13 protein-coding genes are annotated in these 15,803 nt (G+C 55.6%); 9 read left to right on the forward strand and 4 right to left on the reverse strand.

The features are described from left to right. The first annotated feature begins 199 nt into the window (after positions 1-199). The 6 genes from RID21_RS07500 (at position 200) to RID21_RS07525 (ending at position 9,638) form a co-directional block, all read left to right on the forward strand. Entirely contained in the window at positions 200-931 is a 732-nt protein-coding gene (locus RID21_RS07500; protein ID WP_350188037.1) for a phytanoyl-CoA dioxygenase family protein, read from the forward strand. A 399-nt stretch (positions 932-1,330) separates the two neighbouring features. After that, the gene (gene acs / locus RID21_RS07505) at positions 1,331-3,286 is read left to right on the forward strand and encodes an acetate--CoA ligase (RefSeq protein WP_350188038.1); all 1,956 of its coding nucleotides are present in this window, start codon (positions 1,331-1,333) and stop codon (positions 3,284-3,286) included. 134 nt (positions 3,287-3,420) lie between these two features. Next, positions 3,421-4,209 (forward strand): nickel pincer cofactor biosynthesis protein LarB, encoded by a 789-nt coding sequence (larB, locus tag RID21_RS07510; RefSeq protein ID WP_350188039.1) that lies wholly within the window; start codon positions 3,421-3,423, stop codon positions 4,207-4,209. A gap of 23 nt (positions 4,210-4,232) precedes the next feature. Further along, on the forward strand, positions 4,233-5,732 hold the full coding sequence (locus RID21_RS07515; protein ID WP_350188040.1) for a PKD domain-containing protein: 1,500 nt from the start codon (positions 4,233-4,235) through the stop codon (positions 5,730-5,732). Positions 5,733-6,250: 518 nt separating this feature from the next. Continuing rightward, positions 6,251-8,104: a glycoside hydrolase family 88 protein gene (locus RID21_RS07520; RefSeq protein WP_350188041.1), complete on the forward strand. Its 1,854-nt coding sequence runs from the start codon at positions 6,251-6,253 to the stop codon at positions 8,102-8,104. Between the two features lie 97 nt (positions 8,105-8,201). Then, positions 8,202-9,638 (forward strand): neutral/alkaline non-lysosomal ceramidase N-terminal domain-containing protein, encoded by a 1,437-nt coding sequence (locus tag RID21_RS07525; protein WP_350188042.1) that lies wholly within the window; start codon positions 8,202-8,204, stop codon positions 9,636-9,638. A gap of 12 nt (positions 9,639-9,650) precedes the next feature. Here the strand turns inward: RID21_RS07525 and RID21_RS07530 are convergent, their stop codons facing one another. Both RID21_RS07530 and RID21_RS07535 read right to left on the reverse strand, forming a co-directional pair. After that, positions 9,651-10,613, reverse strand: a complete 963-nt coding sequence (locus RID21_RS07530) for a PDZ domain-containing protein (RefSeq protein WP_350188043.1) — start codon at positions 10,611-10,613, stop codon at positions 9,651-9,653. Between the two features lie 114 nt (positions 10,614-10,727). Then, positions 10,728-11,504 carry a glycerophosphodiester phosphodiesterase gene (locus RID21_RS07535; RefSeq protein WP_350188044.1) on the reverse strand — a complete coding sequence of 259 codons (777 nt, stop codon included), beginning with the start codon at positions 11,502-11,504 and terminating at the stop codon, positions 10,728-10,730. 287 nt (positions 11,505-11,791) lie between these two features. Here RID21_RS07535 and thiS point away from each other — a divergent pair, with 287 nt between their 5' ends. Next, positions 11,792-12,079 carry a sulfur carrier protein ThiS gene (thiS, locus tag RID21_RS07540; RefSeq protein ID WP_502892606.1) on the forward strand — a complete coding sequence of 96 codons (288 nt, stop codon included), beginning with the start codon at positions 11,792-11,794 and terminating at the stop codon, positions 12,077-12,079. Positions 12,080-12,084: 5 nt separating this feature from the next. After that, positions 12,085-12,918 carry a thiazole synthase gene (locus RID21_RS07545; protein ID WP_149343652.1) on the forward strand — a complete coding sequence of 278 codons (834 nt, stop codon included), beginning with the start codon at positions 12,085-12,087 and terminating at the stop codon, positions 12,916-12,918. On the opposite strand, the gene RID21_RS07550 is transcribed toward RID21_RS07545, so the two are convergent. After that, the gene (locus tag RID21_RS07550; RefSeq protein WP_350188045.1) at positions 12,899-13,639 is read right to left on the reverse strand and encodes a hypothetical protein; all 741 of its coding nucleotides are present in this window, start codon (positions 13,637-13,639) and stop codon (positions 12,899-12,901) included. The two genes, RID21_RS07545 and RID21_RS07550, sit on opposite strands and share 20 nt — an antisense overlap. A gap of 153 nt (positions 13,640-13,792) precedes the next feature. Then, the gene (locus RID21_RS07555; protein ID WP_350188046.1) at positions 13,793-14,416 is read right to left on the reverse strand and encodes a ClpP family protease; all 624 of its coding nucleotides are present in this window, start codon (positions 14,414-14,416) and stop codon (positions 13,793-13,795) included. Between the two features lie 226 nt (positions 14,417-14,642). Here RID21_RS07555 and RID21_RS07560 point away from each other — a divergent pair, with 226 nt between their 5' ends. Continuing rightward, positions 14,643-15,773, forward strand: a complete 1,131-nt coding sequence (locus tag RID21_RS07560; RefSeq protein ID WP_350188047.1) for a DUF6807 domain-containing protein — start codon at positions 14,643-14,645, stop codon at positions 15,771-15,773. Positions 15,774-15,803 lie beyond the last annotated feature (30 nt).

Genomic DNA, 15,803 nt, shown 5'->3' on the forward strand with positions numbered 1-15,803 from the left:
TCAGCTGACTGCAGTGCCTGGCTCTCTCTCCCGTTCTGATAGCAGCGATTCGCACATCGATCTCCCAGCGCCGGTTTCCAGTTCTGTTAAAGAATCTGGGAAAAAATCGTGGAAAACCGATTTCAACTCATTAGATTGTTAGGGATCTGCATCTTGCAAGCGCGCTGATTTTGACCAGGCTGCCTATGAGGAGAAAGTCATGACTGAAGACGCCATCGTTCAGGAATACCGGGAACAGGGGTTTGTGCACATTCCCGAATTCTATTCTGCCGAACAGCTGGCCCAGATCCGTGCCGCGGTCGATCGCTTTAATCGGGAAGTCGTTCCCGGGGTACCAGAGAACGATGTGGTCTTTGAAGCGGACGGTATCGCGATTCGCAACTGCTGGCGGATGCAGATCCATGATCCGTTCTTCGCGGAACTTCCGCAGTCAGCACAGCTGCAGCCCCTGATTGCTGCCCTGGTCAACGGCACACCGCTCTGTATGGGAGTCGAGACGTTTAACAAACCGGCGAAAGTCGGCTCGGGTGTACCGCCGCATCAGGACAATGCCTACTTCTGTCAGGAACCGCCGGACGTGCTTACGGTCTGGGTCGCCCTGGATGAAGTCACGCCGGAAAACGGACCGGTACAATACGTGGGTGGTTCTCATTTAAAAGGCCTGCAGGTACATACGCCATCAGGCGTCAAAGGAAATTCGTTCGGTCTGGCGGAAGACGTTGATGCCGCGACAGCGACGCCTGCACTGATCAAAGCGGGCGATGTGCTGATCCATCACTGTCAGACGATTCATTTCAGCGATCCCAATGTCAGCGATCATCCGCGGCTCGGTCTGTTGATGGTCTTTCGAGGTGAACACACACAGGATTCGCCTGAAATGAAAGCCGCCTATCAGAAAGCACGGGCCCTGATGGAGTCACAGGCGAGCTGAATCCGGCTGTATTTCCGCTGTCTGCCCATCAGCAGGTGTTCAGATTGTCCCCAGTGGTCGGTTCTGCGTCAAAAGGGATCGATTCGGGAAGAATTCGGGAATCTGCGTTACTTTCCGGTGATTTAAAGTGACTTCCGTACCCCGTTCTGCTTGATTTTCCCTGTTTTGACGCTTAGATAAGTGGTTACCTTTCATAATTCCGTTCTGAGAGGAAGCGATTGGCCGTTTGTTGACTTCAAAAAAACAGCACCCTAAAATCGCTAACTTAGCATTGTTTAATAATTCGACTTCAAGACACAGGGAGAGAATCGAATCTACACACCTGAAAATTCAGGTCGTTGATTAACATTTTTCGGTTCTTATTTCGCTCGCCAAATAACGCAAAGGGGAATGACAACGATGAGTGACCAGGCTAACGAAAACATTGAAAGTGTTCTTCAGGAAACTCGATCATTTCCGCCGCCAGCCGAGTTCGTCGAACAGGCCAATATTTCGAGCAAAGAACAGTACGAAGAGCTCTGGAACCGGGCCAAGGATGATCCGGCCGGTTTCTGGGGCGATCTGGCTCAGGGACTGGAATGGTCTCAGCCTTATGATCAGGTCCTCGAAGGCGAGATGCCCGATACCAAATGGTTCACGGGCGGCAAGATCAACGCTTCGGTCAACTGCATCGACCGTCACCTCGACAGCTGGCGGAAAAACAAGGCCGCTATCGTCTGGGAAGGCGAGCCGGGCGATACCCGCGTGCTGCGTTACCAGGACCTGTACCGCGAAGTCTGCAAGTTCGCGAACTGCCTGAAGAAACTGGGCGTTGAGACCGGCGACCGCGTCACCCTGTATATGCCCATGGTTCCCGAACTGGCCATCGCCATGCTGGCCTGCTCCCGCATCGGGGCGACACACTCGATCATCTTCGGCGGTTTCAGTGCCGATGCCATCGCCGACCGCAACAACGACGCCCAGGCCAAACTGGTCATCACCGCCGATGGCGGCTGGCGTCGTGGTAAGAACATTCCGCTCAAAGAAGCCGTCGACCAGAGCCTGGAAAAATCACCCAGCGTGGAAAAGGTAGTTGTCTACCGTCGTACCGGCTGTGAAGTCGATATGGTTCCCGATCGCGATTACTGGTGGCACGATCTGATGGAAGACGTCTCCGCAGAATGCGATCCGGTCGAACTCGACAGCGAACACCCGCTGTTCATCCTTTACACTTCCGGAAGTACCGGTAAGCCCAAGGGTGTGCAGCACTCCACCGGCGGTTACCTCCTGGGAACCATGATGACCTCCAAGTGGGTCTTCGACCTCAAAGAAGACGACACCTACTGGTGTACCGCCGACATCGGCTGGATCACCGGTCACAGCTACATCGTCTACGGTCCGCTGGCCAACGGGGCGACCACCGTGATGTACGAAGGGGCTCCCAACTGGCCCGATGAAGGTCGCTTCTGGGAAATCATCGAGAAGTACCAGGTCAACATCTTCTACACGGCCCCGACCGCGATTCGTGCCTTCATCAAGTGGGGCGACGAATGGCCCAACAAGTACGATCTCTCAAGCCTGCGTCTGCTGGGAACCGTGGGTGAGCCGATCAACCCCGAAGCCTGGATGTGGTATCACAGCGTCATCGGCCAGGAACGCTGCCCGATCGTCGATACCTGGTGGCAGACCGAAACCGGCGGCATCATGATGAGCCCGCTGCCCGGCGTGACCGCCACCAAGCCCGGCAGTTGTACGACTCCCCTGCCCGGCGTAGTCCCGGATATCGTCACCGCAGAAGGCGAAAGCCTGGGCGACAACCAGGGCGGTCTGCTCGTGATGCGTCAACCCTGGCCGCACATGCTGCGAACCCTGTACGGCGACCACGAACGGTTCAAAGACGTCTACTTCAGCACCATTGAAGGTTGTTACCTGGCCGGCGACAGTGCCCGCCGCGACGAAGACGGTTACTACTGGATCATGGGTCGTATCGATGACGTGATCAACGTTTCCGGTCACCGCCTGAGTACGATGGAAGTTGAAAGTGCTCTGGTGGCCCATCCCAAAGTTGCCGAAGCAGCCGTGGTGGGCTTCCCGCATGAAATCAAAGGGGAAGGTATCTGCTGTTTCGTCACCCTGACGACAGAAGATGGCAGCGATGAGTTGAAAAACGAACTCAAGCAGCACGTGCGGACTCAGATCGGCGTGGTCGCGACACCGGATGAAATCCGCTTTGCCGCCGCTCTGCCCAAAACCCGCAGTGGTAAAATCATGCGGCGTCTGCTGCGTGACATCGCCGCCGGTCGGGAAAGCACGGGCGATACCACGACGCTGGAAGACTTCAACGTCATCGCGAATCTGAAACAGAAAGAGGACTAAGACTCGCGGACTCAGGTCCCCGTCATCTATAATGTGCCCTGCGGCACAAAACCAATTTTGCAGGATGGTCGCTTTCGGCCATCCTGCTCTTTCTTTATACACTGACTTTTTTCACTGGAAATAGAGGCACTCTGATGGTGGATGATCAACTTTCTCAACTGTTTGAACTGGTAAAACAGGGAACGCTCTCTGTGGAGCAGGCGGTCGAGCAGGCGGAGAGCCAGGGACATCACAAATCGGGAATGCTCTCTTCTGCGAACATCGACCTCGATCGCAGTTCCCGCTGCGGTTATCCCGAAGTCATCTACTGCGAAGGCAAGACGTCGACCGCGCTGGTCGAAATCTTCACGCTACTGCTCGAATCAAAACAGCGCTGCCTGGGCACACGGATTTCCGAAGAGCAGGCCGAGACCGTACTCAAGCAGTTTCCACAGGCGATCTACAACCAGGTGGCGCGGACCATTCGCATCCCGGAAAAAGATGCCGCTTTCGACGAAGAGTTGACCAAAGGCAAAATCACCGTTCTGACCGCAGGCACCAGTGATCGCCCCGTCGCGGAAGAGGCGATGGAAACACTGATCTGGATGGGTTACGAGCCGGACCTGATCGTGGACGTGGGCGTCGCTGGACCGCATCGCCTGATCGAACAGTTACCCCGCATTCAGAACGTTTCGGCCATCATTGTGGCTGCCGGCATGGAAGGGGCGCTCCCCTCGGTGGTCGGTGGCTGGGTCTCTTGCCCGGTGATCGCGGTGCCCACGAGCGTCGGTTACGGCGCGAGCCTGGGCGGCCTGACGGCGCTGCTCGGCATGCTCAACAGTTGTGCCGCGAATGTGACCGTGGTTAATATCAATGCAGGCTTCAAAGCCGGTTTCATTGCCGGCCTGATCGCCGACCAGCAGCGTTCCTCCTCCGAAAGTTGACCCCATAACGAGAGACTCCCGCCATGCTGAATCTGTCCCCCCGTACTCTGCTCTGCGTTCTGCTTATCCTCATCGGCAGCTCTCTGTCAGGATCTCCAACACACGCGGCAGAAGAGAAACTGGCCCTGGATCCGATCGTGCGGGTTGTCGATCTGAACGTGGGTGAAACGACAACAGTCACGCTCAGCAATGGAGAACAGGTCAAAGTCAAACTCTGTGATCTCAAGGAGACCCGCGATCCGATTCGCAACGCGGTGCGCAGTGCGATTGTCACCGTGGAAGTGGACGGCGATACCATCGAACTCGAATCGGGTATGTATAATCTGCCGGTAGGCATGGGTAAGGCGCAAATCGACTGTTCCATTACCAGCGGCTACAACTCCAACGGCACGCCTGCGTTCTGGGGGCTCGACAAGGATGCCCGGCTCCGCCTGTGGCCGAATGGTTCGCCGCTGCTCAAACCAGGTTCATTAATTTATCCCGTCGATCAACGCTGGTTCGCCACGCGCACCTGGTACGACAATGAGCCGGTAGACGGCGGCCATGAGATCCTGCCGAAGATTTACTATCACAGCGGTCTGGATATCGGCGGTGCCGAAAAACTGACGCGGGTCGTCGCAGCCACCGATGCGATCGTGGTCTCTTCCGGAACGGATGTGCTGGACGGTCATGAAAAAGATACACCCGTCGCGGAGCGGTATGATGTCGTCTATCTGCTGGATGCCCGGGGCTGGTATTACCGTTACAGTCACCTGCACGAAATCAACGATCGCATCCGCCCGGGACGACTGATCAAACAGGGCGAAGAGATCGGCATCCTCGGAAAGAAAGGGGCCAGCGGCGGCTGGTCGCATCTGCACTTTGAAATCAAAAGCCGCCAACCGTCGGGCAAGTGGGGCACCCAGGCTGGCTACGCATTCATCTGGGAAGCTTACCGGAATCAATACCATCCCAAACTGGTCGCGAACACCCGCCGCAAACACATGGTCCTGCCAGGTAACACGGTCACCCTGAGCGGAGTACAGTCCTACAGTGTTAATTACAGCATTGTTGATTACGAATGGATCTTCAGCGACGGCACGACCACCCGGGGCCCGGCGATCGAACGCAAATATGACTCTCCAGGTATCTATTGTGAAACGCTTAAAGTCACCGACGAAGCGGGGAACGTCGATTATGATTTCGCGGAAGTCATGGTCCTGGATCCCAAAGACAGGGAACATTACGTGCCCCGGATTCATGCGAGCTACTGGCCTTCGCTCAAGAACAAAGTGGGGGAGCCGATTACTTTCAAGGTCCGGTCATTCAATAATACATTCGGCGAAGAGGTGTGGAACTTCGGTGATGGCACCCCTGAAGTACGGGTCAAATCAGACGGCAATGTGAACCCGCTGAATGAAGATGGTTACGCGATCACAAAACACACTTATCAGAAACCCGGCGATTACCTGGTGAAGGTCGAACGCAGCCGTGAGGATGGCGTGAAAGCAGAGACACGCTTACATGTGCGGGTGGAACCGTAATTCGATCTCTTTATTTATTGTGTTACGAGATCAGACGTAGGGGCGTTACCTGTGTGTCCGCCCGCCTGGCGAGATTTGTCTGGCATATGGACACGAAGGCAGCTTTCTCGACCATCCGAATTACAAAACGCAAACAGACTCGCTCTGCGGGTAGCCACACAGGGCTACCCCTACCCCGGTTCATTGAGAGAACACATGCATGGTCTCGGATAAAATCGGGGATTGCCGCAGGCAACAGGAAACTGTCAGAGCACGCTGGCAATTGCAAAGCAGTCGCCGACCTCGTTTCATTTTAGAGTCAAAGTGGCTCACCAAACTTGTAAGTACACACAGTCTGTTTCCTGCTCGCTCCGCTCGGCCCGAATTACATTCGGGGCCACCCTTTCGCTCATGATCAATTCAGAGACTGCAATCGCATTCCCTGCTGGCAATTGACTCCCTGCAGATTTACAATGTGAGGGAACTGCATCAAACACGGACTCATTCCTTCAAACATACCTGCCGGGAACCTGCCTGCCATGAACGCGCACCTGCTGCCCCTGTGTCTCAGCCTGTTAACCCTGATCTCCCTGCCCGCTGCTGTCGTCTCCGCTGCCGATGAGAAAGCGGAACCGTCGACCGTCGATTTCAAAGGCAAAGTCGCCCAGCGGCTGGAGTCACTGAAAAAACAACCGGCGCTGATTCACTCTGCACTCGGTGTTACTCGCCAGGAGACGCCGATTCCCTGCGTATTCTCTGCCGATGATCTGAACTTTGAAACAGGCAAGACGCGCGTCCTGCTGATCGGGGGACTGGACGGTTCACAGACATCCGTTGATGCGGTGATCGATGCCGTCAACTGGTTTTATGGATCGGAAGCAGCGGCACCGCTGCGGAAACAGTTCTCACTTTCCGCAGCCCCGATTGCCAATCCGGATGGGTGGGCACTGCAAGAGGGACCGAAAAATGCCTCCGGCGGTGATCCGACCACAGGTTACCCGCCGCAGGGATCTGCTTATCAGGATACTCAGAAACCGGAAGTTCAATACCTGTGGCGGTGGATCGGCATGCATGCCCCGGATCTGGTGGTTGATGTCCGCGCAGGTCAGCAGTCACAGTGGATCATCCCGAAAACCGCTCGCAAAGAAGTGCGTGGACTGCAGCAGCAATTGTCACCTGTGCAAACCGCGAACGCCGGCTGGGAACTGGCTGCCGCTCTGAATACCGAGGCCCCGTCGAAGATCGGACCGATCCCTGCCCTGGGTCTGGAAGTCTCAACTCAAGAGAAGGCTGCGTTCCTCCCCACACTGCTCAAGGCACTTAAGGAAACATCGTTTCCGGCGCCCTCTCCCGCGCGTGAGGAACTGATTCAGCGTCAACAGCGGACGCCGATTCAGGTGGCCACGCAGCTTTCGAAAGTGTATGGCAACGATCTGGGACGACTCTCGTATCTGCCCGTGCTCTCACTCATCAGCCAGATTCGTCTGGGTGAACTGACGAACGATCAGAGTCGTCTGCCTCATGTCGAGAAAATCACACAGGAGTATTTGAAGAAGAACCCCCAGCCCCTCGAAAATAAAGGGGGCGGCTCGGTCATCGCCGGTCACCTGCTCTTTTCCGAGCTGACCAAAGCGACCGGCAACCGGGATTACCTCAAGTACGCCCAACAGGCGGCGGACCTGGGATTTGATGTACAAGGCAAGATGAAAGAATCGATGCCGCACCATGTCGAGATGAGTGATGCGGTCTTCATGTCGTGCCCGATTCTGGCGGTCGTGGGTCGGCTGACTGGGGACCCGAAATACTACGACATGGCCATGAAACACTGGCGCTTCATCCAGAAGCTGGATCAGCGACCGGACGGCATCTATCGGAATTCTCCCCTCAGTGATGCTGCCTGGGGTCGTGGAAATGGTTTTCCCGCGCTGGGGCTGGCGTTGGTCTTGAGTGAGTTGCCCGTGCATTCGCCATTGCGGGAACCGTTCGTGGAGGGACATCGTCAGCACCTGGAGGCGCTCAGCAAACATCAGGATCCGACGGGCATGTGGCACCAGGTGATTGATCATCCGGAAAGCTACCGCGAAATGACATCCACCTGCATGATTACCTTCGCCATGATTCGTGGCGTGCGGGAAGGCTGGCTGGACGAAAGCGTCTATACGCCTCTCATCGAGAAAGCCTGGGAAGGGATCAAAACCCGGGTCGCGCCGAACGGAACCCTGGTCGATGTCTGCACGGGGACCGGCAAACAGAAGAACCTCCGCGGGTATCTCGATCGCATGGCGATTCTCGGTAATGACGCTCGTGGCGGGGCGATGGCCTTCATCGTCTCTAACGAAATGGCACAGTGGCTCAACGAACGGGCCAACGCCGCTGAGCAGAAACAGGATTAAGCGTTCTCTGCTGATGGCGATACTTTGAAACTCAACCTGGAATGCGCACTACTGGAATGATCAAACAAGACCTCTGAGCTCCTCGGAAAGGACTGTCATGATTTCGCGATTTTCTGTTCTGCTGTTGTTTGTACCTGCACTCGGGATGCTTTCGCTCAGTGTGACGGAAGTCCAGGCGGAACAGGCGGCGCTCCGTGCCGGGGCCGCGATGATCGACATTACCCCCGAGCCCGGTGTTTCACTGGACGGCGTGATTTCCAAGAATGGTCCCGTGACAGGAGTGCATGACCGGATCTACTCCCGCGCGCTGGTCCTCGACGATGGAAACACGCGGGTTGCGATCTGCGTGAACGATCTCTGCATGGTCGAGCGGAGCTATTTCGACCGGGCCAAGCAGATTGTATTTGAGAAAACCGGACTGCCCGTGAATCGAATGCTGATGACCAGCACGCACACACATGCGGCGCCTCGCGTTCCCTATGGTCGCGCAAGTGAGCAGGACGATACTTACTATCAGGGGCTGATCCAGAAAATGGCCCAGGCGGTCATTACCGCCGAGCAGAATCTTGCGCCGGCCCAGATTGCCTGGGGCTCCTTCGATGCAGGTCGTTATGCAGCGTGTCGACGTTTTCTGGCAGAGAAAGGGAGCGTCTCGCTGAATCCATTTGGTGTCGCGGGAGAGCAGATCAAATCGGTTTCAGGGCGCAGCAAACAGATCATTCAACCCGCGGCCGACATTGATCCCCAGTGTTCGATTCTCTCCGTACAACATGCTGACGGTACTCCATTGGCAGTGCTGGGGAACATGAGCATTCATTATTGTGGCGGCTACAGGAAGGGAGAAATCAGCGCGGATTACTTTGGTGCGTACGCGAAATATCTCGCGGAGAAACTGAAGTCGAACGGTTCCCATCCCCCGTTTGTGGGCATACTCTCCAACGGCACCAGCGGGAATGTGGGCGCAGTGATGAAACAGGACAAACGGAAGTATCAGCCATTCGAATGGATTGACGAATCGGGAAAACAGTTCGCCGAACAGACCATCAAGGTCCTGGCGCAGTTACAGTACCAGCGCAAGGTTCCGGTGGAGATGGTCGAACGCGAAATTGAACTGGCGATCCGCAAGCCGGATGCGGAACGCCTGGCCTGGGCACAGGAGATCCTGGCGAATCCGAAACAGAAAACCGTACATCCCTGGTCGAAAATTTACGCAACCGAAGCGGTTGAACTCAACAAGTACCCGGCGACGGAAACCATCAAGCTGCAGGCCATTCGCATCGGCGATCTGGGTATCGCCAGTCTGCCCTGCGAAGTCTTTACCGAAACCGGGCTGGCGATCAAAGCCGGCAGTCCATTTGATGCCACCTTCTCCATGGAACTGGCCAATGGATCGAGCGGTTATCTGCCCACCCCCACACAGCATGCGTTGGGAGGCTATGAAACCTGGCCCGCGCGGAGCAGTTACCTGGAGATCGAAGCCGAGACTATAATCCGACAGACGGCCCTGGAGCTGCTGCGTGAGTTACACAACTGAGAGTTGTCACGCTTAGCGGTCAAGCCAGCTGCTGAGTGTGACGGGCAGCTTCTTGATCATGCCGTCACGGAGCAGTTCGACTTGCACCACATCGCCGGCCGATTTCTCGCCGATCAGTTTCACGAGAGCATCGAAGTTTTCGACCGGTTTATCGTCGAACTTGAGAATGAAGTCTCCCGAGCGGATCCCCGCCTTCTGAGCGGCGAGACCATCAGAGACTTCGCCGACCAGGCAGCCCCCCTGGTCCCGAATGCCGGTCATGTGAGTAATGCCCAGCATGGCATCGCTGTCGCGGGTCTGGAATTGAGTGGCGGGAAGTGCCCGCATCAGATCTTCCATCGCGACAACCGGAATGGGATGTCCTTTGATGAGATACAGCACCGGAAACTTTCGGACCCGCTTGATGAACCGCAGGCCGTCTTCGCCTCCGGTCCACTTAGAGCCCAGGGCCACATAGCGTACCTGTCCGGGCTCCACACTGCCGCCCGGTGCTGTTCTGGCGATGTCTTCAGGCGTCCAGAGTTTGACCGTGCCGCCCATTTTTTTGATTTCGCGGACGGCCCGTTTTTCCCGAATGTCGGCATGCCGGTCGATGGCTTCTTCGGCGCGAATGGCAACCGAAGGATTCTTCGCCTTCGTCAGTTTCTCGAGTGCATCTTCGGCAGGTCCAACCGAATTGGCTTTCCCCAGAATGTAGACCTGTTCGATCACGAGGATCGCGCGGACCGCGGCTTCGAGGCTGTCGCCCTGGGTCACCTTGAGCAGTGGCGGAACAACCTGTTCGCCAAACTTAGGCAGTTCCTGGGTCGCTTTCTGGCGGACCTGATAGTCATCGCTCTGGAGATCGAGAATGTAGTCAACCGCCTGTTGCGGCAGCGCTGCTGTTTCTTTTTCCTGTGAGTACACAGGCGAACCGGTCGTGAGCAATGACAGGGCCAGTGCCCCCGCGAGCAGGGATGCGAAACATGATTTCATCTGGTTTGTACCTCTGGAATTAAGTGCGTCTTTTCAAGGGCGACTTCATTCCATTTTCGAACAAACCAGAGTGGAAATCAATACGAGACTTTATCCGAGCACCCGGAACAGGCGTTATTCTGCCTGTTTAAGTGTTTCCATCATCAGGCCGGGGCGATCGGTGGTGATACCGGTAATCCCCATCTCTACCAGTTTTTTCGCATCTTTGACGTCGTTGATCGTCCAGACAAAGACAGGCAGGCCGGCGGCTTCCGATTTCTGAATAAAATCGGCGGTGAGGAACCCGTTATAGCCGACATCCAGGCCATCCAGGTTCGCTTCTCTGGCTTTGCGGATGTAGTAGTCTGCATTGTGTTCCCAGCGACGGGTGACCTTGTTCTGCTTGACTTTGAAGACCCAGTAGGCTTTAAGCTCGGGCATTAATTGCTTGGCCTTGCGCATCGTGTCGTAGTCGAAACCGATCAGTGCCGTCTGGTCAGCTGCTTTGCCGGACGCTTGCAGATCGGCCTTGAGCTGCGGCAGAACCTCGGGGCCGCATTTGATTTCGATGAACAGCCGCTTGCCTGCGGGAATCGTTTTCAGAATCTGCGGGAGGGTCGGAATCCGTTCGTTGCGGTATTGAGCATTCTTCCAGGCACCGACGTCCAGGGTCTGGAGTTCTGCCAGCGTCTGTTCTGCCACATCCTTATCGCGCCCGCCGATCCGCTTGGTGGTCTTATCGTGATAGGCGACGATCTTACCATCGCTGGTGAGATAGATGTCGATCTCGACGGCATCAGCATTACGTTCCCAGGCCAGATTCACAGAGGAGAGTGTGTTCTCCGGGGCATCAAATGAGGCACCGCGGTGTCCCACAATTTCGACGGCTGAGAGGGGATTTGCAGCTGACACGAGAGTTAATCCTGCACAGAAAACGAGAAAACACACGGAACGCATCGACGACATCTGATCTGATCTCCACGAAAATAAGCAAACAGCGGTAAGGGGGTTTGATCCATCGTCAGTTATATAAAAGCATATTAACGACTTGTAAAGAAACGATGAAAACCGGAAAGTGACCGCGGGAGGCCGCCGTGGTAGCTTCTGTTCAGAAGCGAATCCCGCTGCTAAGCGAAATAACGGCTGACAGATTCGGGCCATTCCTTGACGACTGGCAGTATCACTTCTAAACTCGCTTTTTGCAAACAATCTTTGAGAAAGATCAGATTTCCCGCGATCTCTCGTTTGCTTCGTCTGATATGAAATTCTTCCAGGGAGCCGCACAGGTGCAAATTCAGGTCAACGGTGAACCCCGCGAGGTTCCCGATGCTTTTACAGTGGCTGAACTGCTGGTCCAGCTTGAACTGCAGCCCCGCTATCTGGCTGTTGAACGGAACCTGATCCTGATTCCCCGTGAAAAACATGCCAACTGTCAGCTGGAGGCCGGGGATCGTCTGGAAATCGTAACGCTGGTAGGCGGTGGATAACTATTATGGCAACAATTGGCGATACCGAATCGGCCCTGGTACTGGGCACACATCATCTAAACTCCCGACTGATCGTCGGCACGGGTAAATACACCACGTACGAACTGATGCAGGAAAGCCTGGAAATCAGCGGTGCGGAAGTGATTACCGTCGCCGTGCGTCGGGAACGATTGATCGACGCCGACGGCCGGAACATTCTGGACTTCATCGACCTCGATAAATACACGATCCTGCCGAACACCGCCGGCTGCTTCTCCGCAGACGATGCCGTGCGTGTCGCCCGGATGGGACGCGAAATTCTGCGGGGCCTCGAAAACCCGGGAGCCGACTGGGTCAAAATTGAAGTTCTGGGCGATACCAAAACCCTGCTCCCCGACCCGGTCGCCACACTCGAAGCGACGAAACAACTGGTCGACGAAGGCTTTTCGGTGCTCTGCTATTCCACCGACGATCCGATCACCGCGAAGCGTCTGAAGGACGCAGGTGCGACCTCGGTCATGCCGGCGGGCAGCCCCATCGGCAGTGGTCAGGGAATTCTGAACCCGAACAATATCCGCATCTGTCTGGAGTACCTCAAAGAGGACGACCCGGACTATCCGGTGATTGTCGATGCGGGCGTGGGAACCGCCAGCGATGTCACGATCGCCATGGAACTGGGTTGCGACGGCGTGTTACTCAATACGGGTATCGCCGGCGCGCAGGATCCCGTCCGCATGGCCCGGGCCATGAAAAACGCAATTGAAGCCGGCCGCGACGCTTATCTGGCGGGACGCATTCCCCGCAAGCTCTACGCCACGGCCTCCAGTCCCGAAACCGGGATTATTGCGCCAAAGGCTTAATTTCCCTGGTCGATTGATTTTTCCCGACCGGTTTGATTTTGCGGTCCTGCTTACGGGACTGCTCTTTCTGCCAGGGGGGCTGACGTTCGGCTGAGATCACGACCTTGATCTGATTCAAACCGGCGATTCCGCCCGTCTGGCCTGAGGTGCGGACGACTTTCCAGCTGGAAGTCGCATCCATCACGCCCCCTTCACCCAGTGCGCGATTGAGTTTTGCCAGCGCGGTCGAGAGGGCTTCTTCAAACGAGCCTTTCGAGGAGACGCCGGTAAACGTTCTGCGAATCGGCTCCATTTCGTGCCCCTGATCGAAGTGGATGACTTTGACACCCTGGTTCTTACCGTGCACGCGAACTCCTTTGACCCAGGCGGGCAGATCGGTCCAGACATCCGAGGCTTTGACTTCCGAGATGACCGTAATCGCGATACCGGTCGGCGGTTTGGCTTTGAGATAATAATCCTGAATGCCGTCTTCGGGAGGTTTGACATACACGGCTCGATCAAGATGCACGTCGGTGTAACCGCCGGTGGGAACCTCACCCACTACATCCAGGATCAGCGTGGGCGGTTTGGATTTCTGCAGCTGGTGTGAGACACTCAGAATTTTCTCGACGGTGATGGCTTCAGACTTCGATTTTTTCTTGTCTGCCTGTACCAGCGAAGTGCTGGCGCAGACACAGGCGACTGCCAGCAGGACGATTTTAAGTTGCTTCGTAGACTTCATCGGACTCCCTCCAGGTTAGAAATGGTCAAGGGAACATGCAGAGCGACTCAATTCCCTGCGACCCGCGGTCTCTTTGACGCAGGCCACGCCGCTCCTGTTCCCGGAGATCGAACAATCTCCCGTCAGCCCGGCTGTTTGCCTGCTACAGATTCGCTATCTTGCCTCGATAACCTTCCACTGGTCTTCGGTGGAAAAAGGATCGATGAGTTGTGCCAACCCTGCATCGGCCAGTTCCTGTCCGGAGACGAAGCGTCCGGGGCGCGTCCAGCGATCGAGAACGCTCTGTCGGCAACCAAACAGCTGTGCCTGGAGACGATCGAAATCGGTTTCCAGTACTTTAAAATGTCGTGCCCACTCTGCGGCTTCTTCGAGGCGAACCTCGTCTTCGCTCTGCCAGCGAATCGGATGAAACAGCAGCGTGGTGTATATGGTAACGAAGCGATGCTTACAGGCGGCAAACGGCAGGATGGCAGCGGAAGAGCATTCACCCAAAGCCACGCCAGCCACGTTAAGCTGCCTCAATCGGATCAGACTGGCCAGTGTCAGACCGGCATAGACTGAACCACCGGGGGAGTCGAAATAAATTGTGCCCCGACTGCTACGCGGGACGTCAACCAGCCTGGCCACCAGATCGGATTCCTTGTCTCCCAGATCTCCCGAGAGTGAGATTTCCCAGTCCGGCTCTTTATCCTGAGGCACAAAACTGCGCAGTGAACGTGCTTTCTCGGGATAGGATTTCAGATTGGATTCTGTACTTGTCCGTCTTCGTTTCGTCATTGTTTCTAAAAAGTCTTCAAGCTGAGAGCCCACAAATTCAACATGTCGCAAGTTATCTAGAATAACAGATTAAAAGTGTGATTCGCAAACTGTGTTTCCCCTCAGTTCGAGAAAAAACCGGTGAAATTGCCCCTGCGACTTGGCGCAGTCACACCGTTCAGGACACAATAACTGACAGTAATTAACAAACCGTTCAGGAATGACTGTTTTTTGAGGAAATTTCGCTGTGAAAACCGTGTTAAGCATACTCTGTCTGTTTGTCGGCCTCTCTAGCACTGTGGGTGCCGCAGAAGGTACCGTCGACATCAAGAAAAACGGAAGCAAGTTCAGTGTGACCATCGATGGGAAACCGTTTGCGACCTACAACACCAGTGCCGACCTGCCTAAGCCGTTCTTCTCACCGGTCCGCGCTGCAGACGGCACCGTGATTACCCGTTCGCTCGTCGATCCCGAAGATCACCCGCACCACAAAGGGGTCTGGGTGGCCGTCGATGAAGTCAACACTGTCGACTTCTGGGCCGAGAAAGGCAAAATCAAAAACACCGGCGTGAAGATCGTCAAAGCCTCAGGTAATCCGGCTGTAATGAAAGTCACCAACGAGTGGCTCGGCGAAGACAACAAGCCGATCATTACCGAAAATACCCTGATCTCGATCTACGCCAATCGTCTGATGACATACAACATCACCTTCACCGCAGGTGCGAAGCCAGTTGTCTTTGAAGACACCAAAGAAGGCCTGTTCGGAATTCGTCTGCCCAACGGCATGCGGGAAAAAGAAGATGGTTCGGTCGTCAACAGCAAAGGCGTCAAAGGAACCAAAGACACCTGGGGTAAGCCCACCGAATGGATCGACTACTACGGTCCGCTGAACGGAAAAGTTTACGGCGTCACCCTGATGGATTCTCCGCAGAACTACAAGCAGTCCCGTTACCACGTGCGGAACTACGGTCTGTTTACCATCAGCCCGTTCGGCGATCACGCTTACACCAACAAGAAGCAGCCCGCCGATCACAAGCACCTCAAAGCGGGTGAAAAGATGAACCTGAAATACGGCCTCTACATCCACTCCGGAGATACCAGGCAGGGTCACGTGGCTGACGCTTACCAGCAGTTTGTGGACGTCACTAAAAAAAAAGCGACTAAGAAAAAAGTGACACAGCAGAAACCGGCTGCCAAACCCGCTAAGAAAGTTGCCGCAGCGTCTCAAAAGCCGGCGGCACCCGCCAAGACTGCTGAACCCCAGATGAAACCGGTTCCGGAAACGGAAGCGGTTCCCGCAAATAACTGTGAATGTCAACCGGCTCAACAGCCGCAACGTCGTCGCGGTCTGTTCGGTCGTCTGCGATTTCGCCGATAACTGCACATAATATCACCCGCCGGAGCTTTT

The organism is Gimesia sp., from assembly GCF_040219335.1.
Lineage (GTDB): Bacteria > Planctomycetota > Planctomycetia > Planctomycetales > Planctomycetaceae > Gimesia.